Annotated in this window: 22 protein-coding genes and 1 pseudogene; 11 read left to right on the top strand and 12 right to left on the bottom strand. The window is 70.2% G+C overall.

Annotation, left to right across the window (positions count from 1 at the left end; translation table 11 throughout):
- Positions 1-87: 87 nt before the first annotated feature.
- From ACQHII_RS10980 to ACQHII_RS10970, 3 genes are all read left to right on the top strand, one after another.
- A complete protein-coding gene (locus ACQHII_RS10980) occupies positions 88-780 on the top strand; it encodes a class I SAM-dependent methyltransferase (protein WP_427919113.1) in 693 nt (230 codons plus the stop codon).
- A gap of 66 nt (positions 781-846) precedes the next feature.
- The gene (locus tag ACQHII_RS10975) at positions 847-1,515 is read left to right on the top strand and encodes a hypothetical protein (protein ID WP_427919112.1); all 669 of its coding nucleotides are present in this window, start codon (positions 847-849) and stop codon (positions 1,513-1,515) included.
- 76 nt (positions 1,516-1,591) lie between these two features.
- Entirely contained in the window at positions 1,592-2,776 is a 1,185-nt protein-coding gene (locus ACQHII_RS10970) for an FAD-dependent oxidoreductase (protein ID WP_427919111.1), read from the top strand.
- A 157-nt stretch (positions 2,777-2,933) separates the two neighbouring features.
- Here the strand turns inward: ACQHII_RS10970 and ACQHII_RS10965 are convergent, their stop codons facing one another.
- Positions 2,934-4,325, bottom strand: a complete 1,392-nt coding sequence (locus tag ACQHII_RS10965) for an MFS transporter (RefSeq protein WP_427919110.1) — start codon at positions 4,323-4,325, stop codon at positions 2,934-2,936.
- Between the two features lie 155 nt (positions 4,326-4,480).
- On the opposite strand from ACQHII_RS10965, the gene ACQHII_RS10960 reads away from it, so the two are divergent.
- The 4 genes from ACQHII_RS10960 (at position 4,481) to ACQHII_RS10945 (ending at position 7,853) form a co-directional block, all read left to right on the top strand.
- A complete protein-coding gene (locus tag ACQHII_RS10960; RefSeq protein ID WP_427919109.1) occupies positions 4,481-4,840 on the top strand; it encodes an ArsR/SmtB family transcription factor in 360 nt (119 codons plus the stop codon).
- A gap of 86 nt (positions 4,841-4,926) precedes the next feature.
- A complete protein-coding gene (locus ACQHII_RS10955; RefSeq protein WP_427919108.1) occupies positions 4,927-5,361 on the top strand; it encodes a hypothetical protein in 435 nt (144 codons plus the stop codon).
- 105 nt (positions 5,362-5,466) lie between these two features.
- Positions 5,467-6,612, top strand: a complete 1,146-nt coding sequence (locus ACQHII_RS10950) for a PLP-dependent cysteine synthase family protein (protein WP_427919107.1) — start codon at positions 5,467-5,469, stop codon at positions 6,610-6,612.
- Positions 6,609-7,853, top strand: a complete 1,245-nt coding sequence (locus tag ACQHII_RS10945) for an MDR family MFS transporter (protein WP_427919106.1) — start codon at positions 6,609-6,611, stop codon at positions 7,851-7,853. Before ACQHII_RS10950 ends, ACQHII_RS10945 begins: the two co-directional genes overlap by 4 nt.
- 72 nt (positions 7,854-7,925) lie before the next feature.
- On the opposite strand, the gene ACQHII_RS10940 is transcribed toward ACQHII_RS10945, so the two are convergent.
- Positions 7,926-8,960, bottom strand: coding sequence for a chitinase (locus ACQHII_RS10940; protein WP_427919105.1), 1,035 nt, complete (start codon positions 8,958-8,960; stop codon positions 7,926-7,928).
- Between the two features lie 374 nt (positions 8,961-9,334).
- On the opposite strand from ACQHII_RS10940, the gene ACQHII_RS10935 reads away from it, so the two are divergent.
- Positions 9,335-10,102, top strand: a complete 768-nt coding sequence (locus tag ACQHII_RS10935) for a hypothetical protein (protein ID WP_427919104.1) — start codon at positions 9,335-9,337, stop codon at positions 10,100-10,102.
- 90 nt (positions 10,103-10,192) lie between these two features.
- Here the strand turns inward: ACQHII_RS10935 and ACQHII_RS10930 are convergent, their stop codons facing one another.
- Together ACQHII_RS10930 and ACQHII_RS10925 are read right to left on the bottom strand one after the other, a co-directional pair.
- Positions 10,193-10,921 (bottom strand): DUF1775 domain-containing protein, encoded by a 729-nt coding sequence (locus ACQHII_RS10930; protein WP_427919103.1) that lies wholly within the window; start codon positions 10,919-10,921, stop codon positions 10,193-10,195.
- 54 nt (positions 10,922-10,975) lie between these two features.
- Positions 10,976-11,620: a hypothetical protein gene (locus ACQHII_RS10925; protein ID WP_427919102.1), complete on the bottom strand. Its 645-nt coding sequence runs from the start codon at positions 11,618-11,620 to the stop codon at positions 10,976-10,978.
- 651 nt (positions 11,621-12,271) lie between these two features.
- Between ACQHII_RS10925 and ACQHII_RS10920 the strand changes: the two genes are divergently transcribed.
- Positions 12,272-12,910: a transcriptional regulator gene (locus ACQHII_RS10920; protein ID WP_427919101.1), complete on the top strand. Its 639-nt coding sequence runs from the start codon at positions 12,272-12,274 to the stop codon at positions 12,908-12,910.
- Positions 12,911-12,955: 45 nt separating this feature from the next.
- Here the strand turns inward: ACQHII_RS10920 and ACQHII_RS10915 are convergent.
- From ACQHII_RS10915 to ACQHII_RS10905, 3 genes and pseudogenes are all read right to left on the bottom strand, one after another.
- Positions 12,956-13,767: pseudogene (locus ACQHII_RS10915) on the bottom strand (helix-turn-helix domain-containing protein).
- 140 nt (positions 13,768-13,907) lie between these two features.
- The gene (locus ACQHII_RS10910) at positions 13,908-15,431 is read right to left on the bottom strand and encodes a protein kinase domain-containing protein (RefSeq protein WP_427919100.1); all 1,524 of its coding nucleotides are present in this window, start codon (positions 15,429-15,431) and stop codon (positions 13,908-13,910) included.
- A 336-nt stretch (positions 15,432-15,767) separates the two neighbouring features.
- Positions 15,768-16,646: a LysR family transcriptional regulator gene (locus ACQHII_RS10905; RefSeq protein WP_200679577.1), complete on the bottom strand. Its 879-nt coding sequence runs from the start codon at positions 16,644-16,646 to the stop codon at positions 15,768-15,770.
- A gap of 360 nt (positions 16,647-17,006) precedes the next feature.
- Between ACQHII_RS10905 and ACQHII_RS10900 the strand changes: the two genes are divergently transcribed.
- Together ACQHII_RS10900 and ACQHII_RS10895 are read left to right on the top strand one after the other, a co-directional pair.
- Entirely contained in the window at positions 17,007-18,278 is a 1,272-nt protein-coding gene (locus ACQHII_RS10900) for a PucR family transcriptional regulator (RefSeq protein WP_427919099.1), read from the top strand.
- Positions 18,275-19,066: a response regulator transcription factor gene (locus ACQHII_RS10895; RefSeq protein ID WP_427919098.1), complete on the top strand. Its 792-nt coding sequence runs from the start codon at positions 18,275-18,277 to the stop codon at positions 19,064-19,066. The genes ACQHII_RS10900 and ACQHII_RS10895 overlap by 4 nt, the downstream gene beginning before the upstream one ends.
- 38 nt (positions 19,067-19,104) lie before the next feature.
- Here ACQHII_RS10895 and ACQHII_RS10890 read toward each other — a convergent pair whose 3' ends face one another.
- From ACQHII_RS10890 to ACQHII_RS10870, 5 genes are all read right to left on the bottom strand, one after another.
- Complete coding sequence (locus ACQHII_RS10890) at positions 19,105-19,665, bottom strand: hypothetical protein (RefSeq protein ID WP_427919097.1); 561 nt, start codon at positions 19,663-19,665, stop codon at positions 19,105-19,107.
- 79 nt (positions 19,666-19,744) lie between these two features.
- Positions 19,745-21,007 (bottom strand): MFS transporter, encoded by a 1,263-nt coding sequence (locus ACQHII_RS10885; RefSeq protein ID WP_427919096.1) that lies wholly within the window; start codon positions 21,005-21,007, stop codon positions 19,745-19,747.
- 263 nt (positions 21,008-21,270) lie between these two features.
- The gene (locus ACQHII_RS10880) at positions 21,271-21,507 is read right to left on the bottom strand and encodes a cytochrome C oxidase subunit IV family protein (protein ID WP_019070432.1); all 237 of its coding nucleotides are present in this window, start codon (positions 21,505-21,507) and stop codon (positions 21,271-21,273) included.
- Positions 21,508-21,510: 3 nt separating this feature from the next.
- Positions 21,511-22,101 (bottom strand): cytochrome c oxidase subunit 3, encoded by a 591-nt coding sequence (locus ACQHII_RS10875; protein WP_427919095.1) that lies wholly within the window; start codon positions 22,099-22,101, stop codon positions 21,511-21,513.
- Positions 22,098-22,814, bottom strand: a complete 717-nt coding sequence (locus ACQHII_RS10870; RefSeq protein WP_019070430.1) for a hypothetical protein — start codon at positions 22,812-22,814, stop codon at positions 22,098-22,100. The genes ACQHII_RS10875 and ACQHII_RS10870 overlap by 4 nt, the downstream gene beginning before the upstream one ends.
- Between the last annotated feature and the right edge of the window lie 98 nt (positions 22,815-22,912).

The following is a 22,912-nucleotide window of genomic DNA, read 5'->3' as shown; positions in this document are numbered from 1 at the left end:
CGTATGGTACGGCCTCTTGCCGCCCTTACTTAGTCGCGACTAAGCTGCGAACGTAGACTTAGTCACGACTAAGTAAGGGGCTCGATCGTGAAGAATCTCGGACAGCTTCTCCAGCACGGACACCCGCATCCGGACACCGAGGGCCTGACCATCGCCCACGCGCGGGGCTACGAACTGTGCGGCGCGATCTGCTTCGGCGGGATGCGCCCGCGCGCGTACGGCCGTCTCGCGCGCCTCAGCGGCGCCCGGCCCGGCGACCGGGTCCTGGACGTGGGCTGCGGCACGGGCTACCTGGCCCGGCGCATGGCCAGGACCGTCGGCCCCACAGGTTCCGTGCTCGGCATCGACCCCTCCGTCGAGGTGATCGAGTACGCCCGCGGGAAGACGCGCGAAGCGCACTGCTCGTACGAGACCGGCGTCGCCGAGGGCCTGACCGCGCCCGACGCCTCCTTCGACGCCGTCGTCATCAGCCTCGCCGTCCACCACCTCCCCGAAGACCTGCGTCCGGCGGCGTTCCAGGAGATGTACCGCGTCCTGCGCCCCGGCGGGCGGCTGCTCGTCGCCGACTTCCGGCCGCCGCGCACCCGGGCCGTACGCCACCTGGTCGCCGCGAGCGCCGGACACGTCATGGCCGACTACCGCGTGGACCTCCTCGACGGACTCGTCACGGAGGCGGGCTTCGAGGTGCGGGGCCGCGGGGGCGTACGACCCTGGCTGCGGTACGTGCAAGGTGTGCGCCCGGAACGACCGCAGTCCGGCACGGCCGGAACGACTGCGTGACATCGAAGGTCGGTGGCGGACGCGGTGGTGACACGGGCGCGGCCCGCGCCCCATGATGGGTGGGTCATGGGGGGTTCGGTGCATCTGCCCGGTGTGCGCCGCCACGGCCGGGGGCCGCGGGTGGTGCCGGTGGCGGCTGCCCGGGCGGGGCTGTTCTCCGTGCTCGGGACCGCGGTCGCCTCCACGGTCCATCATCTGGCGTTCGACTCCAGCCCCTCGTGGCTGGTGCGCGCTCTCGCCGCGTGTCTCCTCTTCGGCATCGCGCTGCCGGGTGCGGGCCAGGACAAGCCGCTGGCACGGCAGTTGGTGCTGGCGGCCGGTGCGCAGCTGGTCGTCGGCTACTGGTTCGTGCGGGCCGACGGCGCGGTCTCCGTTCCGGCGCACGCGGTGTGGCCCTCCTCCGTGCACGCGGGCTGGCCGGTGGTGGTCGCGCATGTGCTGCTGACCGTGCTGTGCGCGGTGCTGCTGCGCGGTGTGGACACCTGCCGCCGGCGCGTGCTCTATGTCGCGGGCCGCGAGTGGGAGCACCTGCGTGAGCTGATGCGCAGGCTGCTCGCTCCGGTCCGTACGCCCGTCGACCTGACCGCGTCTGTCCGTGCCGGGTGGCGCACGTACGCGGGGCCGGCGCCCGGCGTCCCGTTCCAGATCCTGCTCGCGGACACGGTCGTCCGGCGCGGTCCGCCCTCTCCTTCCTCCCGGCCGCCGCTGATGCGGCGGCTCTCGGTGTGCATCTGAAGTTCCGATCTTTCATGCCATGCCATTCCGGAGCGCGGGCTGCCCAACTGCGCCGCGCCAGGGGGGAATTCCCATCATGTCCAAGAACGTCGTCGTCATCGGGGCGGGCCCCTACGGCCTGTCCACCGCCGCGCATCTGAAGGCGCGTGGCCTGAGTGTCAGGGTGTTCGGCTCGCCGATGGCGAGCTGGGCCGAGAACATGCCCGCGGGCATGCTGCTGAAGTCACCGCCGAACGCGTCGATGCTGTCCGCGCCGCGTCCGGGGTTCACGCTGGACGACTACGCCAGGCAAGTGGGCGAGCCCCGGCTGACCGGGCACGACCAGGTGCCGGTCGAGATGTTCGTGCGTTACGGCCGTTGGTTCGCCGAGGAGTTGGTGCCCGAGGTGGAACAGGTACGGGTCCTTGGCGTCGACCGGCAGGCCGACGGCTTCCACCTCAAGCTCGCCTCGGGCGAGGAACTCCGGGCGGCGGCCGTCGTCGTGGCCAGTGGTATGGACGGCTTCGCGCATGTCCCCGAGCCGCTCGCCGAGTTTGTGCCCGAGGGGCTCGTCTCCCACAGCTCGCAGCACGCGGACCTGGCGGCGTTCGCCGGGCGTGAGGTGGTCGTGGTGGGCGCCGGTCAGTCGGCGCAGGAGAGCGCCGCCCTGCTGCACGAGGCCGGGGTGCGGGTCCAACTGCTGGTGCGGGCGGGGAAGTTGGTGTTCGGAGCGGGGCCGACTCCGGCCCCGCACTGGCAGCCCGACACCCCGCTCGGACGGTCCTGGGGGCTGTACGGGGTCGTGCACCAGGCCGCCGCCTTCCGGTTCCTGCCCGCCGCCACCCGGCTGCGGCTGGTCAAGCGGGTGCTCGGCCCGTTCGGGTCGTGGTGGCTCAAGCCACGCCTCGACGGTGTCGTCCCCGTACGGCTGGGAGAGCACATCACCGGCGCGCGGCGGCAGGGCGACGGCATCCTGCTCACCACCAGGGACGGCGAAGGCCGCACACACAGGGTCGCGGCGCAGCACGTCCTGGCCGCCACCGGATACCAAGTCCGCCTGGACGGGCTGGACTTCCTGGCGCCCGAACTGCGCGCCGGACTCACCCGCACCGCCGGCTTCCCGCATCTCGACGCGGGGCTCCAGTCCTCCGTGCCCGGCCTGTACTTCACGGGTATCCAGGCGGCGGCCACGTTCGGGCCGTTGATGCGGTTCACCTGCGGGACCGCGTTCGCCGCGCCCCGGCTGGCGGCGGCCGTTGCGGGGCGCCCAGCCGGGAGGTAGAAGCAGAGCAGGATCCAGGGTGAGGACGGACGCGATGCGCAGGGTCTCCCGAAGGATCGTCCAGGCGATCGGACTGCTGGCCGCCTTGGCCGTCCTGCTGTGGGGAGCGATCTGGCTCGTGGAGAACTTCTGGGGCGACGCGGCCCCACCGGCGCTGTCAGGAGCCGACGGAGTGGGAGGCGGCCCGGGTGGCGGTGGTGGGGTGCAACGCGTCGGCGAAGACGCCGTGGCTGTGCCACCAGCCCGCCGCCACCTGCGTGGCACCGACGAGGTGCGGGTGGCCGTGGTGAAGGCCGGTGTGCTCGTGCTCGACGGTCACCGGCTCCCGAGCCGGCCACAGACGCGTGGCCAGCAGGGACGCGATGACAGCGATCGCCCCGAGGGAGACGACGGCCGCCTGGAGTCCGGCCTCCGCGCCGAGCCATCGGGCCAGCGGGTACGTCAGCAGCCAGGCGCTGTGCGAGAGGGAGAACTGGGCGGCGAAGGCCGCCGTGCGCTGCTCGGCGGGTGCCGAGCGCCGGATCAGCCGGCCGGTCGGGGTGAGGACCATCGAGCAGGCGGCGCCGAAGGCGGCCCAGACACCCAGCAGGGCGGGCCGGCGCCAACTCCCGCTCTGCGCCGCGGTGATCGCGCCGAGTCCGGCGAAGACGAGGCCGAGCAGGAGTGCGCCGCCCAGCATGACCGCCCGGTCGGAGACCCGGTCCAGCACGCGCGGCAGGATCAGGGCGACGATCATCGAGCCCGTGCCGTAGGCACCGAGCGCGAAGGGGACGACTGCGGCCGACAGGCCCAGGAAGTCGCGTACGTAGACGACGGAGTTGACGGTCACCATCGCACTCGCGGCGGCGACCGCGAGGTTCAGGGCGAGCAGGGCGCGCAGTTGCGGGACGGCGAAGAAGAGACGGGTGCCCGCCGTCGCCTTCGCGTACGCGCCGCCGGTGCGCGGGGCGGGTGCGGCGGCGGGGGTGGGCGCGGTGATCGGCTTCGGCAGTGCGGCGGAGACGACCAGCGCCGCCGAGGCGAGGAAGCCGAGCATGGTGCCGGTGAACAGCCAGTTGTAGGTGATGACGGACAGCAGGGCCGCCGCCAGCGCGGGGGAGAAGAGGCTCTCCAGGTCGTACGCCAGACGTGACATCGACAGTGCCTGCGTGTAGTCGCGCTCCTCGGGCAGGACGTCGGGGATGACGGCCTGGAAGGTCGGGGTGAACGCGGCCGATGCGGACTGGAGAAGGAAGACCAGCAGGTACACCTGCCAGACCTGGTCGACGAAGGGGAGGAACAGGGCGACTCCGGCCCGGGTCAGGTCCGCGGTGACCATGAGCGCCCGGCGTGGAAGTCGGTCCGCGACCGCGCCGATCGCCGGGGCGATCAGGACGTAGGCCACCATCTTGATCGCGAGTGCGGTGCCGAGGACGGAGCCCGCGTCGGCGCCCGCGATGTCGTAGGCCAGCAGGCCGAGGGCGACCGTGGCCAGCCCGGTGCCGACCAGGGCGACGACCTGGGCGGCGAAGAGGTGGCGGTAGGTGCGGTTGCGCAGGACGGCGAGCATGCCGGCGGCTCCTGGACATGACGATGCAACGGCGAACCTGACCGGCTCGGCACACCCAGTCTAGCCAAAGAGTGCGCACCTGCGCACATGTGTGCTGAATGGTGTCGCTTCCCGCCCGTGCCCGCATCGTGGCCCGGTGGCCCTAGGCTTGCCCCATGTCCGAAAGCCAAGCGATCTCACCTGCGGCCGATGCGCATCTGCGCGTCCCGGACAGTGCCCGGCTGGCCGAGGCGACCGGGGTGTTCACGATGCTCTCGGACGTCACCCGGCTCCACCTGCTGTGGCTGCTGGCGCAGGGCGAGTCGGACGTCGGCACCCTCACCGAACGCACCGAGGCATCACGCACGGCGGTCAGCCAGCACCTGGGCAAGCTGAGGCTCGCCGGACTGGTCGACACCCGCCGGGACGGCCGGCACATCTACTACCGCCTCGGCGACGGGCATCTGCGCCGCCTCGTGATGGAGGCGCTCAGTCACGCCGACCACCGGGTCAGCGGCAAGGCGCCCCACGACTGAGGCGGTGCGCGTCCCGGCGTATCGGTGCATTCCCCGCCGAGTCATCGGAACGTCGCACAAAGTAGCTGATCGACTACGGTGTGCATGTGATCGGATTGCGGGGTGCTACGAGGGCCGCCGAGCGTGTGAGCCGGGTCGGCTCGCTGCTTGGTCTCGTCCTGCTGATCACCGCTCATCTCTCGGGCCATACGCACACCGCCGCCTTCGACGGATCGCACCTGAACGTGCCGGCGGTGATGTGCGCCCAGGACACCACCGTTGACCTCGGAGAGAGCCTCACGGGCGCCCCGGTACACCATCACCACTCCGACGGCCACATCGACCACGCGTCGGACCGTCCGCGCGGCGGTACATCAGCCGACGACGGCTCCACCACCGGCGGGCACGGCCGCGGCGGGCCCGCCCTGATTCCGGTCGCAGCATCGGACCTCGCCCGCGCCGGCGCACCCCGGGACCCGCCCACCGTCCTTTCCCCGTACGGCCGCTCCGCCCTCGCACTCCACTGCGTCCGGCGGCAGTAGACGCACCCCGCACACCCCGCCCCGACAGGGGGTGTGCCCGTGCGTCCACCGACCCACCAGCACCGCGCCCGCCCCGAAACCCGGGCGCGAAGGAGCCGTACAGTCATGCGCGTTTCCCTTCTCGAAACCGTCGAATCCCCTGAACCGCCCGGTGCGCACGCGCCCCTCCCCACCGTCGCCCGCCGCCCGGCCCAACTCGTCGGCAACACCCCGGTCCTGTGGATCGACGAGCCCTTCGCCCCGCCCGGCCGCGGCTTCTACGCCAAGCTGGAGGGCACCAACCCCGGCGGTATCAAGGACCGTCCCGGCCTGCACATGGTCCGCGGGGCCCGGCGCCGCGGAGAACTCACCGCCGGCGCGCCGATCGTCGAGTCCTCCAGCGGAACCCTCGGCCTGGGGCTGGCCCTGGCCGGACTGACGTACGGCCACCCGGTCACCGTCGTCACCGACCCCGGCATGGAACCCGCCATGGTCCGCCTGCTCACCGCGCTCGGGGCGCACGTCGACCACGTCACCCGCCCGCACCCGGACGGCGGCTGGCAACAGGCCCGCCGTGAACGCGTCGCCGAACTCCTCACCCGCGCCCCGGGCGCCTACTGCCCGGACCAGTACCACAACCCCGACAACGTGGCCGCCTACCGCCCACTGGCCGCCGAGCTCATCGCCCAACTCGGCCGTATCGACGTCCTGGTGGCGGCGGTCGGCACCGGCGGTCACTCGGCCGGCATCGCGACGGGGCTGCGCGAGCACTGCCCCGAGCTGCGGCTGCTCGGCGTGGACGCGGTCGGCTCGACCATCTTCGGCCAGCCCGCCGCGACCCGCCTGATGCGCGGCCTGGGCTCCAGCATCCACCCGTCCAACGTCGACTACGACGCCTTCACCGAGGTCCACTGGGTGGCGGCGGGCGAGGCGGTGTGGGCCTGTCGGCAGCTGGCCCGCCGTCACTACGCCTCCGGCGGCTGGAGTGTCGGCGCGGTCGCCCTGGTCGCGGGCTGGGCCGCGCGGACGTATCCGCCCGGGACCAGGATCGCCGCGATCTTCCCCGACGGGCCGCACCGCTATCTGGAGACCGTCTACAACGACGCCTGGTGCCACGAGCACGGCCTGCTCGGGCAGCATGTGCCTCGGGAACCCGACGAGATCGCCGCCCCTGATGAGTGCGTGGTGACCGGCTGGACCCGGTGCCGCCGGGTCAGCGACCCACTCGGACGAGACCGGGCCGCGAACGCGAAGGCGGGTGCCGTCCGATGAGGGGACTGCGGGCCCAGGTGGCCTCCTTCGACCGGCCGGCGCGGCTGCTGATGGTCAACCAGTTCGCCATCAACCTCGGCTTCTACATGCTGATGCCGTACCTCGCCGACCACCTTGCACACGGCCTGGGCCTGGCCGCCTGGACGGTCGGGCTCGTCCTCGGCGTGCGCAACCTCTCCCAGCAGGGCATGTTCCTCGTCGGCGGCACCCTCGCCGACCGCTACGGCTGCAAGCCGATGATCCTGGCCGGCTGCGCCCTGCGGACGGTCGCCTTCGGGCTGCTCGCGGTCGCCGGGAGCCTGCCGGTGCTGATCGTCGCCTCGGCGCTGACCGGTCTGGCGGGGGCGCTGTTCAACCCGGCGGTCCGCGCCTACCTCGCCGCCGAGGCGGGCGAGGAGCGCAGAGTGGAGGCCTTCGCCGCCTTCAACGTCTTCTACCAGGCCGGCATCCTCGTCGGACCCCTCGCCGGACTCGCCCTGCTGGCCTGGGACTTCGGCGCGGTGTGCGCGGTCGCCGCGCTCATCTTCGGCGCCCTGGCCGTCCTTCAGGCCCGCGCGCTCCCGGCCCGCCCACCGAAGGACCGGAGCGCCGAACCCGCCTGGCGCGCGGTCGCCGCCGACTGGCGTACCGTCGCCGCCAACCGGCCCTTCCTCCTCTTCGCCGCCGCCATGACCGGCTCGTACGTCCTCGCCTTCCAGGTCTATCTCGCCCTCCCGCTGCGCGCCCGTGAACTCTTCGGCGAGCGCACGGGGTTGGTGACCGGCGCGGTCTTCGCGGTCTCGGCGCTGGCCGCGCTGTCGGGCCAGCTGAAACTGACGGCGTGGGCGAAACGGACCCTGTCCGGTCCGCGTGCCATCGTGTGCGGGCTGGTGGTGATGGGGGCTGCCTTCCTGCCGCTGCTGCCCGGTGAGCCGGGTGTGGTGACCGGCGTCCTCGCCCTCGCTGTGTGTGCGGCTCTGCTGGCCTGGGGCGGGGCCCTGCTCTACCCCTTCGAGATGGACACCGTCGTACGGCTCTCCGGCGACCGGCTGGTGGCGACGTACTACGGCGCCTACAACACCGCCTCCGGCATCGCGATCTCGCTGGGCAACCTCGCCGTCGGGGCGCTGTTCGACACGGGGGTGCGCTGGCTGCCGTGGGCGGCGCTCGCCGGTACCGGCTTCGCGTGCGCGGGGCTGGTGGCGCGGCTGCACCGGGTGGGGCATCTCACCTCGCCGCGACCGGTCGCTCTGCTGAGCTGAGGAGGAAGCGGCGATGAAACGGGCGGGCGGCGCAGGGCTCGTGCCTGCGCCGCCCGCCCGTTCTCGCGTTGCTCAGCCCGCCAGGGCCTTCGCGAAGGCGCCGTCCTGCTGGCTGACTCCGCTGCACTCGCTGCTCGCGGTACCGGACGAGGAACTGTCGGCGCACTGCCGGTCCCGGAAAGTCGCCCACATCGAGACCCGGGCCAGGCTCTTCTCGGTCGCCAGGGCGTGCACCTGGGCCGCGTCGGACAGGGAGAACGTCTCTCCGGCGACGTCGTTCTTCCCGATCATCACCGTCACGGCGAGACCCCGCCAGGCGGCGGCCGAGGAGAGGCCGAAGACATGGGCCAGCTGGTCATGGACGGCTTTCGCGGCGGAGACGGCGTAGTCGCCCATGTCGCCGGTGTACGAAGTGCCGTAGTTCATCGCCATGATGTTGACGGTGGAGACCGAAACCCCGTTGTCGTTCGCCGAGTTGAGCACGGCGACCGCGTCGTCCGTCAGGCCGGTCGGAGTGACGGGCAGGGTGAACGACACCTTCAGCTCGGGCCGTTGCTTCCGCAGCAGCGCGATCGCCCTGGAGCGCAGTTCGATCGAGGCGGTGTCGGTGAGGGCGGTGCCCTCGATGTCGAAGTCGGCCTGGGCGGCACCCGCGGCGTCCAGAGCGGTCCCATACGCCTTCGCGAGGTCCGCCGCGCTGTCGCAGGTCTGGGCCAGTTCCGTACCGGTGGCCCCGCCGAACGAGACACGCACCAAGGCGTCCGGCGTCTTCGAGTTCGCGATCCGCGTCAGAGCCGAGATCCTCGACTTCACCGCCTTGGTGCCGATGGCGTAGTTGCCGTTCCATTTCGGCGTACAGCCGCTGCCGCCGGCCAGCACGAAGGCCAGGTTGTACGTCGACGGGGAGCCGGCGGAGTCGAGGTCCGAGGCCGTGATGGCGCTGACGTACGGCTGGAAGCCGCTCGACAACTGCCGCGGCGGGGAAGAGGCCGGCGTGCTTGCCTGCGTCGCCGTGGCAGAGGACCCACCGCCGCCCGACGAACAGCCCGCACAGGCGAGAGCCACCAGACAGGCGAGCCCGGCGGCCGGCTTGAGGAGACTCAGCATGCTGTGCGCACCCGCTCTCGTGAGATGTTCGCGACGGCGAAGACCCGGGGATCTACGTCACCGCACATTGATGGCACGCGCGGCTGTGAGGAGCGGACAGCGCGGGCACAGGGATTTCACGAGAGGCGGGTCAGGCGCGGTCGGCATGTGGGCGCTGGGCTGTTCCTGTCGCTCCCGGCGCGTGACTCCGCCGCGGAAACTCTCAGGTACCGCACATGTTCACGAGGTCGGATCGGCGGTCCGCGACGGCGAGTTGGCGCGGGACCGGCGTACGGCTTCGACGGGTAGCCGGTGTCGAAGTGCATGGAGTCCGCCACGCCGATGTCCTGCCAGATCCAGCCTTCGTCGACGAACGTCCGCCAGACCGAACCCCCTTGGAGGATCTTCCCCTCGCCCTCGTCCTGACGACCCATAACCAGTGGGAACACGGCATGGTCTGGCTCTTCAAAGCCGACAAGTACCAGGTCCACGCCGCCTACGGGGACGCCTGGCAGGCCGCCGGCATCGCCGAGGCGGCCCTCCTCGCCCTGCTGCTCGGTGCTGGAACTCTGTCCGTACCCACTCTGCTGCTCGGTGCCGGAACTCTGTCCGTACTCACCCTGCGCCGCTCACTGCGGCCGCGCCATGACCGCGACCGGTACCGGTTGACCGCCGACGCGCAGTCCGGGCAAGGCGCGTGCACCGAAGGGAAGCGAGACGGATCCGAGCCCGCGGTCCGTGTCCTGGACCATCCCGCCCCGGCGGCCTTCTGCATCCCCGGTTCGCGCCGCGGCTCCCGCATCGTCGTGACCACTGCCGCCCTGGAGCTGCTCTCCGGCGACGAACTCGCCGCCGCCCTCGGCCGGACCGGACTGCTGCGCGGATATGCCGACGAGGTACGGCGTCTCGCCAAGGCCCTGCTGGAGATGTCCGCCGCGCCCGGCTCAGGTCCGGGCGGGCCGGGCCTGCCGGCCATGACGGGATCCCATCCTGCTGGCCGTGTCCATCGTCTGATCGGCGCGGCATTGCGTCCCGCGAGCCGGTTGCTGTCGGCGACGATGCTGGTCGCGACGCTGGCGGTGGCGTTGCTGCCGGTGGCGGTGGCCATCGCTCCGGCCGTCCTGCCGGCGGACACGGCACATCTGGTCTCGGCGGGCCGCTGAGAGCACTGTTGACCGTGCGGAGTACGTGGGCTCCACCCTCCACGGTGAGGGGTGGCGGAGCCCACGGCTCAGCGCGGCTTCAGCGACGGCTCACTCCTGCGTCGCGCCGCCGCGACGCCGTAGGGCGAAGGCGACGACCGCGGCCACGGCGAGGATCGCCGCGACGATGCCCGTCCAGGCACCGGCCGACAGCCCGCTGTCGTCGTCCTTCGTCGTGTCGGCCGCCTGCGAGGTGGAGGGGGCGGTAGTGGTCTCCTCGGCCGAAGGCGTCGGGGACGGAGTCGGGGACGCCGACGGGCTGGGAGAGGAGTCGGCGGCTTCGGCGCCCGGTGCGGCTGCCTTCAGCTTGAGGACCGGGGCCGGGTTCTCGCCGCTGTCGTCCAGTTCGATCCAGCGGTCGGTGCGCCCGTCGCTGTAGGACTGAAGCGTCTTGAAGGCCAGCTCCTTCGCGTCGGGGAGCTGCTTGACGACGACCGAGTACTCGGCGTTCACGCCGGCCTTCACCGCGGGGCCCTTGACGGTGTAGCCGTCGGCGGCGGCGGTGAACTTCCAGCCCTTGGGGCCTTCGCCGTACGTCACTCCGGCAGGGTCGATGCCCTCGGGCAGGACGACCCGGATCTCGGTGATCCCGGCGGTGCTGGACTCAGACTCGGCGTCGAAGCTGATCCCGACGTTCTCGGCGAGGGCCTGGGCCTTCTCCGACTCGACCTCCACGTGGGCGGCGACCGGACCGGCGGTGAGGAGGACGGCGGTGACGGCCGTGGCGGTGGCGATCGTCAGGCGCCGGGCGAGGATACGGGTACTGCTGTGGTGGGACATGGGTGTCTCCAGGCGTGATGGTGCGCGGAGCGGCGAAAGTGCCGTCCGGCGGGGTCAGTTGGCGAGGACGAACCCCGACGGCGGAGGACCCCGCCGCACCACTGCATCCGTGAGCGCCACTCCCTGGGGCGGCGGACGTTCCCGCCACGCGGGGTCGAGTGTCGGCAGATTTCCCGTCGGCGGAGCCGCGCGGTCGCTCAGCAACGCCCAGACCGTGGCGATCCGCGCCCGAACACCGTCCCCCACCCGCGTCAGTCCGCGCGCCAGCGACCAGCACGCCGCGTCCGCGCGGTGCAGCAGTACCGCGACGAATACGACGGCGACGGCGTGTATGGCGGTCATCGTGAGCGAACCGTGCAGCCGTTCGTGCCAGGCACCATGGGCGTCCATGGGGTGGTGGACATCCCTGGTCGCCGGCATCGCGGTGTGCGCGTGCGTCGTCGACAGCCACAGATGCAGGCCCGTTTGGGCGGCGGCGCTCGACGCCGTCACCGCGCCCAGTGTGCGCGGACGCCGGGCACCGGCGAGCCCGATACCGAAGAGCACGGCGGCCGCCCAGGCACTCTGCCGCCACGGCGCCGGCCCCTCGGCGATCAGATGATGGGCGCTCACGCCCAGCACCGTCCCTACGGCGGCGAACACCGCGGCCCGCAGAACGGGCAGAGGCGCACGGTGCGTCGTCGTACAGGGCATGGTCATGGCCCGACCATCATCGGGCATCACCCGGCCGAGCCGGATGCGGGTTCCGGAAATCACGACGAGGGCCGCGAGCGTGATGAACAGAGCGGTGGGCCGAACGGTCGCCAGGCCGAGCAGTTGGAGGCGCAGAGTTCCCCACGAGGCGTCGTCGACCCTGCTGAAGAGCGTGTGCTGCGCGAAGCAGAGGGCGAGGTTGGCGATGGCACCGACGACGGCGGCGACCGAGCGGGGCGGCGGCCCAGGGGTTGCGGGCGCCCGGATCGCAATAGACGCCGACGAACGCGACGAACCGCACCACCGTGATCAGCGGCCCCGGGGTGGTCTCGGCCAGGGCGAGTCCTGTGCAGGTGCGCCCCTATTCGGAGGGCTGCTGACCGCCACTCAGCAGTTCTGCACCCAGTGGACCCAGTACCAGGGCGCGTCGTCGTCCATGTTGAAAGCGCCTCCGTCATTCCAGCGTGAGACGCCACTGTCGTCCAAGAAGTTGGCAACGGTACCTGTGGTCTGGTTGTCGACCCACGATCCGTCAGCCGTCCACGGGATCCTGTAGCGGGCGCACTTGTCCATGGGTATGGACGTACCATGCCAATTCGTACCGCTGTAGGCGCAGAAGTATCCGTAGGTGACAGGCAGGGCGCAGGGGTCCTGCACTTGGACGAGGACCAGCGCGCCTATCTGTACGAGCTTGCGGCCAAGGACGAATTCCGGCCGCCCCGCCGTCAGCCGCGTCCCAAGGCACAGCCGCAACTGCAGCGCATGCTCGACGACATGGCGCACACCCCAGCCTTCGTGATCGGACCGCGCACCGAGATCGTCGCCTGGAACACGATGGGCGCCGCTCTGATCACCGACTTCGGGAAGATCCCGGAGAAGCAGCGCTACTACATAAGGCTGCTCATCACCGACCCCACGATGCGCGAGCTGTACGCGGACTGGGAGGGCGTCACCCGGCTGGCCATCGCACAGCTGCGGATGCACAACACGAACAACCCCGGGGACACACAACTCGCCGCTCTGGTAGGCGAGTTGTCGATCCGGGACGAACAGTTCCGCAAGTGGTGGGGCGCCCACAACGTCGCCGTCCGCGACACCGGCACCAAGCACCTGCGCCACCCGGTCGTCGGCGACCTGCACCTGGACTGGAACGCCGTCACCTGGGCCGCCGACACCAACCTCCAGATCATCGTCTGGACCGCCGAATCCGGCACCCCGACCCACGACAGCCTCCGCATGCTGGCCTCCTGGGCGGCGGACCCCGGCCACGCGGTCAGGAGCAGCAACTCCGCCTGACCACTGTGCGGCTCGTCTCCTGTCCGGCAGACACCGTCCCGGTGGTCAGGCCGGTCGCGCGGACGCGGGCAGGTTCTGGCCGGCGGCCCAGGAGGCGAGGATGCGCAGGCAGTCGTGGGTGGCGGAGCCGGGGGCCGCGGTCCAGACGGTCAGGTGCTGGTCCTGGTCGGTGTTGGCGGTCAACGTGTCCCAGTCCAGGGTGAGTTCACCGACGACCGGGTGGTTGAGGGTCTTGGTGCCCACGGTGCGTGCGGCGACGCGGTGATCGCCCCACCACTGGGCGAACTGCTCGTCGCGCAGCGACAGTTCGCCGACCAGCTCGACCAGACGGGGGTCCTCGGGATACTTCGCGGCCTCCATCCGCAGCTGCGCCACGGAGATCTGCGCGGACATCTCCCAGTCGGCGTACAGGGTGCGCATCGCCGGATCGGTGAACTGGATCCGGGGATAGTTGCGGTGCTTCTCCGGGACCCGGGAGAAGTCGGTGACCAGGGCGGCGGCCAGTGCGTTCCAGGCGAGGATGTCGCCGCGTCGCCCCTGCACGATGGCCGGGGTCGCGGTGAGATCGTCCAGCACCCGCTGGGGCTGCGGCTGGACCTTCTGCCGGCCTCGGCTCCCGGTGCGGGCAGTGGCCCTGCCGGCGAGCTGGAAGAGGTAACCGCGCTCGTCGTCGCCCAGGTGGAGCACACCCGGGCCAGGACGTCGAGCACGGGAGCGGACGCCTGCATACGTCCCTGCTCGAGCCGCGTGTAGTAGTCGGTGCTGATGTTGGCGAGCTGGGCGACCTCCTCGCGGCGCAGCCCCGCCACCCGGCGGGGCCGTCCGGTGTCGGGCAGTCCGACGGTGCGCGGGCTCAGCTCGGTACGGCGCTACTTGAGGAATTCTCCCAGCTCGTTGAGGGGGACGTTGCTGGTCATACCGCTCAGCATGACACCGATGACGTGCGGAGGAGGAGGGAGGAATTACTCCCTGGATGTCCCCTGACACCGTCACCGGGTCAGTGCCGGGTGTCGGCGGACCAAAGGGTGGTGCCCTGGTAGACCACGCTGACGTCGCCGTCGGTGCCGAAGTACAGATAGGCGCCGTCGTGCCCGGAAGTGGCGGAGCTCCAGACGCCCCAGGTGTCCTTGTCGTAGACGACGAGGTTGCCGTCGGCCTGCATGATGGCGCGATATCCGGTGCCGGTGGTGCCCGAGGACCAGCGCCGGTGGTGGTCCTCGTCGTAGATGACGAGGTTGCCGTCGGTCTGCATCGTCATGGTCGTCCGGTTGGTCTGCCAGGACTCGCCCGGCATCAACTGCTGGTCATGGCGCACGGTCAGCGTCGTCCATACGGGCGGGGTCGATGCAGGGTTGCTCGGGTCCGGGGCTGCCGCCTTGCCCGTGGGACTCGTCGTTTTCGTCGCTTGGGTGCCCAGTCCCGCCGAGGGGCTTGATGGCCGTGTGGCCGACGGTGTGGGTGAAGCCGACGAAGCCGAAACGGCGGGTGCTCGGTGCGGGGACGGTGATGTCGAGGCCGTGGAGGAGGTCGCGTACGGCTCGGCGATCGCTGTGCCGCCGGCCCCCGCGCGGGGTTTCGTGTCGGCGGCGGAGTCCGCTTCGAAGGCCGCGCGTGTGGCCAGCCCCGCGGTCACGAGGACGGCGGTACCGGCGAGAGCGGCCCCCACTCTCCGTGCGCGGGTGCGCTTGCCGGTTGCGGCGGTTCGGGACAGGCGGCTGCGGGTGGTCGTGGCACCGGCGGCTTCGAGTGCGTCCGCGAACTCGGCGGCATCTGCCCAGCGCCGCTCCCGCTCGGGGTCGAGGGCGCGTCGCGTCACGCGCCGGACTGGCGTCGGCACCTGGGGGTGCGGCGGTCCGGGCCAGTCGAGTTGTTGCGTCGAGCCCGGCAGGGTCCCGGTCAGCAACTCGTAGGTGAGTACGCCCAGACCGTAGACGTCGGCCCGCTCGTCGACATCGACCAACATGTCCTCCGGGACCTGCTCCGGAGCCATGTAGCCGGGCGATCCCACGCCCTGTGTCAGTCCCGCGGACTGCGCCAGACTCTTGGCCAGGCCGAGATCGGCCACCAGCAGCCGCTCACGGCCGCCCGACACCGTCTGGAGCAGGATGTTGGACGGCTTGATGTCACGGTGCACGATGCCGACCGCGTGCAGGTCGGCCACGCCCCGTGCGGCCTGCACCGCGAACCGCAGCGCCTGGTCCACGCCCAGGGGCCCCTGGGCCACGCGGTCGGCCAGGGTTCCCCTGTCGGCGTAGGTCATGACGAAGTACGGCCGCCCGTCCGGCAGTTGACCGATGTCGTACACCTGCACCACACGATCCGACGCGGCCTGGCGCAGCAGCCGGGCCTCGTCCAGGAAACGCTCCCGGAGATCGGCCCGGTGAACCCACTTCTCCGCCATGACCTTCACCGCGACCGGGGCGTCGAGCAGGTCGTCATGGGCGAGCCAGACCAGACCGAAACCTCCGCGGCCAAGAAGGCGCTGCAGGCGGTGACGTCCGACAGTGACGAGTGTTGACATGAGGGCGGAACTCCAGCGCAGTTGCCGTTCGACATTCGACCGGACCAGGAGGCGGCGGACTCGGCGCCCGCCCACTGCGCCGCCCGTGAGCGACGTCCGGTGCCGGTCACCCCCTCGCGACGCGGAGACGGTGAGGGCACCTTGCCGCGCGCCCGTCCGAGATGCCGGGTCCCACGACCGCAGATGCCTGTGTGTCAGTCTCGCCGCGTGACACAGCCATGGGCAACGTGCACAGGACCAGCATGATCTCGATTCTTTGGGCACCGGCACAACGACCTTGCCGGTGGCGTGCGTTCACCGATCACGGGCCCTGTTGTGAGGAACTGGAGCCGGGCGTTACTCCGGGCCCGGGCCGAGCATGCGACGCGAGAGTTCCGCGAACTGCAGCAGCTCGGGCATGGTCCGGTGTTTGGAGTAGGCCAGGGCGACCATGCGCGGAGCGACGCCCTCCAGCGTCAGGTAGACGACGTCGTCACGGTGGTAGAAGCCGGCTGTGCCGGCCGGCATGACATAGCAACCGGACCCGAAGGCGACGGTCTGCAGGCACTCCTCGATCGTCGCCGGGAAGCGTCCGGTGTCCCCCTGCGGCGTCACCGGATCGCGCGGGACACGCCCCCGCCACTCCGGTACGTCCCGCGGGTCCTGCAACAAGGTCATGTCCCGTAGTTCCTCGACGTGCACCGCCTTGAGTTCCGCGAGGGGATGCTCACTCGACAGCGCCACCACACGGGGCTCCGGGAAGAGGGGGACCACCTCGAACATGCCTTCCGGCAAGGGCAGTCGGACGTAGCAGACGTCGACCCGCCCGTCGAGGAGGAAGTCGACCTGGTCGGTGATCGACGTGTGCACGACATCGATGTCGAGTTGCGGCGCCATGCGTGCGAACTCCCGCACGATGGGGGTGACCGTGACACCCGGCATGAAGCCGATGGTGAACTGGTTCACCTCCCGGTTCGCCGTCCGCACCCGCTGCTGCACCGCCTGCGCCATCGCCAGCATCGGCCGGGCGTCCTCCAGCAACTGGTGCCCCGCCCGCGTGAGTACGGTGCCCTGCCGGTCACGCAGGAAGAGGACCACGTCCAGATCCTCCTCCAGTGCGCGGATCTGACGGCTGAGCGCAGGCTGGGTCATGTAGAGACGGCTCGCCGCCCGCACGAAGCTGCACTCCTCGGCCACGGCCACGAAGTAGCGCATCCGGCGTATGTCGAGGTCCATGAGGCTCATCGTAGCCACGCCCATCACGGCATATGCCGAAACGGCTTCAGAATCGAACAGATAGGCATTGGCGCGGTCGCGCCCGACCGGTCCACCATGGTCAGACCGGTGCGAAGGGCAGCAACAGCCGCTGCTGCCAAGGCAGTTGTGCACGAACACCCGACAGGCACGCCTTCGGGCATCGGCCCCACACCGGGACGTCGGGCCTGCGGGGCGGATGTGCCCCACGAAAGGAATCACCATGGGATCGCGCCGGCACCGGGGAAGGGCCACGCCGTCCACCGGGCACACCCCGAGCGCTGTGGCACACGACGTCACCGCGTGGCGCTCGCTCCTCTCCCCGGTTCGTGCCTGTCCGTCATGACCGACGGATCCGAGCACACCGCCGTCGCGACAGCGGCTTTGCGTGACGTCCTGGAACATCTCGACGCCGATGCCGTGGCCCAGCGCATGGAACCCGTACTTCGCCATACGTCCGAATACGCGAGCCTGGCACGCCATTGTGAGGCTTCCGCTCTTCGTGCCTCGCTGCGCCGGCACGTCGGCCTGCTCCTGCACTGGATGGTGACGGGCACGCCCCCGGACTCGTGCGTCCTGTCAGAGATGTACGAGCGGGCGCGGGAGTGCGCCGCCGCCGGACAGCCGCTTGAAGGCGGCCTGCTGCTCCAACGCAGGGGCGTGCGCGCCTTCTGGGACGCCGTGCTCGGCCTGGCCACCGAGAGGGAACGCGCGCAGCCGGCGGACTGGACAGACCAGGGGCTGCGTCACCTCGACAGCTACCTCGACATGGTGACGCGGATGTACACGCAGGCATACGAGGACCAGGCCGACCTGCCGTCCGCGCGAGGCGACCGCCGGGCGCACACGGTCTTCGACCGGCTCTGCGCCGACCTGCCCATCACGGTGGAGGACCAAGAACGTGCCGCTCGGCTCGGCTTCGACCTGACACCTCCGTACGTCCCTTTCGTCGTGCTGCTCGACAAGTCCGCCCCCGCCGAGCGCGCCGAACTGGCGGCCCGTCTGCGCGGCGCCGGAGCCCTGGCCTTCGTCGAGGACGCCCGCGTCACCGGACTCACCAGTCTCACGTTCGACTGGTCCGTGTTCGTGGCAGACCAACGGCTGCTCCTGGCACAGGACTTGCCGACCGGCCGGACCGGCCTTCGGACCGCTGTCGACAATCTGCGTCTCCTGGTCGCTGTCGCGTCGCGGTCCAACCGGCGTGGACGGGTCCGGGTCGAGGATTTCCTGCCCCAGCTGCTCCTGGCGCACTCTCCCGAACTCGCGGACGCGGTGACCCGCCGGGTCTTCGGCCCGCTGACAGGCGGGGACAACGGCGCACTGACGGCGACTCTCGCCTGCCTGGCCGAGAACCAGTTCGACAACGCCTCCACCACGGCCGCCCTTCATCTGCACCGCAACACCCTGCTGTACCGGATCAGGCAGATCGAGAAGCTCACCGGCCTCGACCTGCAAAGACACAGCGACCGCGCGCTGGTGTGGCTCGCGGTCGTCTGGGCGCAGGTCTCCTCCCGACCGGTCGGATCGCGATCGGTGTCCACCCACCGGCTGTCGGCCGCGCCCAACGGCGCTGACCCGACAGGCACGTTCACTTCAGAAAGCGAGCAGCGATGAGCAGCCACTCGACGGGAGCCCCGGCACGGCTGGTGCCGACGCAGCGCCAGGCCGAAACGGACCGGCGTCCCCCGATCGGCCCGGCAGCCACCGACTCGCCGAGGATCAGACGTCCGCAGAATGCGAGCAGACCGATGCTCCGGCCGCGTGCAGACGTCGTCAGACAGCTGCCCACGACCTCGGTCCCGGTGGCCGTGGACGCCGCGGACCCGGTGACACACGCCGGGTTGGCGGCCGGGCTGAGCCGCGGACCGAAAATGGCGCTCACCACGGTGGCGGAGGCGGACGTCGTGGTGGCCGCGGTCCAGACCGCCGACAACTCCACTCTGGAAGCCCTGCGGAGCCTGCCCATGCCGCCTCCGACACGGATCGTGCTCGTCGTCAGCGACGGCTGGTACGCCGACTTGACGGTGGCGGCCCAGTGCGGAATACGGGCCGTGCTCTGGCGGGCCGAGGCACAGCCGCAGGTCCTGATCCGTGCCGTGCTGGCGGTCGCCGCCGGTGAAGCGCTGTTGCCGTCCGCGGTACAGGGCGAACTGCTCGACCAGGCGGACCGCCTCCAGCGCAATGTGCTGGTACCCAGGGGCCTGACGTCGTCCGGCCTGAGCACCCGGGAGATCGACGTACTCCGCCTGGTGGCGCAGGGCCTGGACCTCGCCGAGGTGGCCGACACGATGTGCTATTCCGAACGCAACATCAAGAAGATCCTCTACGGAGTCATCAACCGTCTCGGACTGCGCAACCGCGTCCACGCCGTCTCCTACGCCATCCGCAACAAACTCATATGAGCCTGCCCAGTGGGCCGTGATGGCCTGTGGAAACAGGTCTACGAGCCCGGATCGGGTGGTGTGATCCCGAGGTCGACGCGCATGATGTGGCGCATTTTCCATAGGGAGTCCCACAGCCGGTTCATGCTCTCCCGGGCGGCTTCGACGCTCTCTCCCGGTTCGGCGATACCTCTGTCAAGCCGCATCAACAGACCGTAGAGATCACCAAAATGACGGTTGGCGGTGCTGGCTGCCGCCATGACGGCGTCAGGCAGGACCATCTGGGCCTCCGCGTGACGCAAGCGATGGTCCCGGCGTGATCGGTCCAGTTCTGCCCGCAGTTCCTCGGTCACCTCGCCCCTGTCCAGAGCATGGACGAGCTTCGTCATCACGTTGACGAAGTCGCGAGTGCCGGCGTTGAGAGCGGCGTAGCAGGTGCGCCGCGTTTCGAGCTGAGTCTGTCGAGTGACGTATTCGCGCTCATCCGCCTGGAGTTGTCTCGCATGCTGCAGCTCACGGTCCCTGGCGCGGTTGGCGCTGCGCTGGGTGAGCAAGGCGGACGCGAGGGTGCCGCCGATCCCCAGAATCACGACCATGATCTGGCTGATTGAGCTACTCATACCGCCCCCGGCTCCGTTCGGCTCGCCGGGACTTTACCCACTCGGGTCAGGCGTGCCGCCCGCCCTGGGGTTCCCCGCGTCATTGCGAGAGAGCGGTGGCGCCTTCCGGCTGCTCGGACGTCTCGTCCTGTCCGCGGAACGACAGCAGGCGTGAGGGAAGAAGCCAGAGGCAGGCAAGGGTTCCGCCGATCGCGCCGACCCACAGCGCCACGGGGATTCCCGCTGTCGCGGCGATGAGGGCACCGGCGACCGAGCCCAGCGGCCGGAGTCCGAAGCTCACGGTCTGGTACGCGCCCCGGGTCTGTGACCGGAGGTGTGGGGGCACCACCAGCGCGAACACGGAGCCGACGGAGATGTCCTGAACGGACTCACCGACGCCGCCCAGCAGTGTCGAGGCCAGGACCAGAGCGAAGACGAGGCTGCCGGTGGCGCCGACGGCGGGGATCACGAGGAGCGGAGCGTGTGACAGCACGCAACCGACCAGGAGCATCCGGCCCAGGCCGATGCGGCGGGCGAGCCGGGAGGCCAGCGCCGCGCCGGCGAGTCCCCCGATGGCCTGCACGCTGAAGACGAACCCGATCTGGGCGCTGGTCAGGGACAGCTTGTGGACGTAGTACCAGACGAGCACCGACAGGAAGAGCATGTTGAAGAAGTTGCCGGTGGCGGTGACCGAGAGGGCGGTTCTGATCAGCGGATTTCGCCGGATGAAGGCCAGACCCGGCCGCCGGTCACGGCTCTGCGTGGAGTCGGGTTCGTGGTGGCGCTCGACCGTGCGCAGCCGGAGGAGGAACAGGGCCGCCGTGACGGCGGTGCCTGCGTCCACTCCTACCGCTGCCGGTACACCCGCGAGCTGGACCAGCAATCCACCGATGGCGGGACCGGCAAGGATCGCGGCGGTCTGGCCTGTGTAGGAGGCCGCCTGCCCTGCCACGTAGAGCTCGGACGGCAGGGTGGTGGCGAACAGGCCGCTCTCGCTGACATTCGACAGCACCGAGCACAGGCCGATGACGGCCAGGACGAAGGCCAGTTGGATGAGCGAGAGCACGCCGAAGGCCGTTGCGATCGGCACGCTGCTCAGGGTGGCGACCCGCAGGAGATTGGCACCGGCCAGGAGTCTGCGGTGGTATCCCGTCCGGTCGGCGTAGGAGCCGGCCGGTATGGCCAGGAACAGGCTCGGGAGCCAGATCACGGCCGACAGAACCGCGCTTTGGACGGCGTCGGCGTCCAGGACCTCGATCGCGGCCAGCGGCAGGGCCACCGAGGAGATGGCATCGCCCAGGGCGGCCAGAGTGGTGGCGGACCAGAGTTTTCTGAATGCGGAATGGCGCAGCGGCGCCGGCATCGAAGGACGTGGGGCCCGCAAGGTGATGGATCCTGTTTCTCGCGATGGTGGATATTGCGCGGAATGCGCGACCGCTCCGGAACCGATGAAAGGGAACCGGAGCGGTCGGTCGATTTACCAGGAGTGCTGCTTCCTCATTTTTTCACCTCCGATTCTCTTCAACTCCCTTCTATTGGGGAGTCGCTGAGGAAATTATTGAGGAATTCGTCGAATATGGCCAATGCCGATGATGTCGCCGCTCATGCCGAATGGGCATTGACCTTTCAGAGGACCAGATAGAGCGTGAGCAAGGTGGTGCCCGTGACCGCGACATAGATCTCGAAGGCGACGCGGAGGGCCGCCGGGGCATTGCGTAGCTCCATGAAGTGCAGGCCGACCAGGCGTACCTTGATCAGCGCGATCGCCACGACCGCGCAGCCGATCGCGGTCGACGTGCTGCCTTCGACGCCCAGCAGCCAACTCGACAGCGTGGCCAGGACGAGTGCCGGAAAGACCCACATGCGTCACGCCACCAGGTAGAAGAGCGGGAAGAGGACGAGCCAGAGCAGGTCCACCATGTGCCAGTACGCAGCCGCCCCCTCGGCGACCAGCAGGTGGCCCGGGCTCAGGGCCTGCCGACGGGACAGGACGACGAGGACCGTCAGGGCGCCTATCCCGATCGTCAGGTGGGCCAGGTGGATTCCGGTGAAGACGAAGTAGTACATGAAGAAGTCGTTGCTGCTCGGTGTATGCCCGTCGCGAATCACCAGCGCGTATTCACAACCCTTGACGGCGGCGAAGCCGAGCGCGCACAGAAGCGCCCATGGCAGTGTTCGCGCGGATCTGCCGGATCGCAGCTGTCGCAGCCCGCGGGCCACCAGCGCCGAGGCGGTCAGCAGGAGCAGAGTGTTCAGCAGTCCCAGGTCTGGATGGAGGGCCTGTTGGGAGGCCCGGAACATCCTCGGGTGGCGGCCGTGCAGTACCGCGATGAAGCCGAAGAACACCGAGAACATGATCATGTCGCCGAGGAGGAAGATCCACAGACCCGGCTCGCCGGGGATGTGGCGGTGGTGCGGTGGTGCCGAGTGCTCGGTCTCGGCCGCGGTGGCGGTCATGCCACGGGTTCGAGGACGGCCGGGGCCCGGTCGTCGTCCACCCGGCTCGCGGCCCGCACCATCAGGTACGTCATGACGAGGAACCAGGCGCCGAAGGCGCTGGCCGCGACCCAGAACGAGAGGATGCCGTTCCAGGCGAAGGGACCGGTCTTGAAGTAGGTCAGCAGGATGCTCGGCAGGAAGAGGAAGGCCATCCAGAAGTTCAGGTACGCGGCCCAGCGGGGCAGAAGCGGCGTGGGGCGCTTGTCGGCCAGGATCGCCACTCCGACCACGGTGGCCTGTCCGATCGCCGGAAAGGCGTTCATGACCAAGCTGATCCAGCCCAGGTCGTTGAGCGCCATCGTGATGTCGGGCGAACGGTCCGGCCGGTAAGCCGTCGCGGTGAAGATCAGGACCGGTACGAAGATCGCGGCCACATTCGCGGCACCACAGACGAGTTGTATGGCAGCCAACGGCGCCAGCCGCGAGTCGATACGCCGGATCAGACTCGACAGCGCCGCGACGAAGGGGGCGGTCGCCACCGCCCCGACGAGCATGACCACGAGGCCGGTACGGATCGAGTTCGCGTGGTCCGTATAGAAGGCCGCCACCCGCTCCGCCGACCAGTTCGGCGCCATCGGCGGTATCCAGTGGGCGATCAACAGGGCAGCGAAGAACAGTGCGATGAACAGGTAACCGAAGCTCGCGCAGGCGATCAGGATTCGGCGGGACATGGTGGAATTTCCTCGTTCCGGAAGGGACGGGTACGGAGCGGGTTTCGCCGCTCGGACCTGAGGACGTGGTGAGGCAGCCGGCCCGGCGATCGACTCGG

Source organism: Streptomyces sp. cg40 (assembly GCF_050320165.1).
In the GTDB taxonomy this organism is placed as follows: Bacteria; Actinomycetota; Actinomycetes; order Streptomycetales; family Streptomycetaceae; genus Streptomyces; species Streptomyces hokutonensis.
The sequence above is the reverse complement of the archived record's forward strand: the minus strand, read 5'-3'. Positions and strand labels throughout refer to the sequence as shown.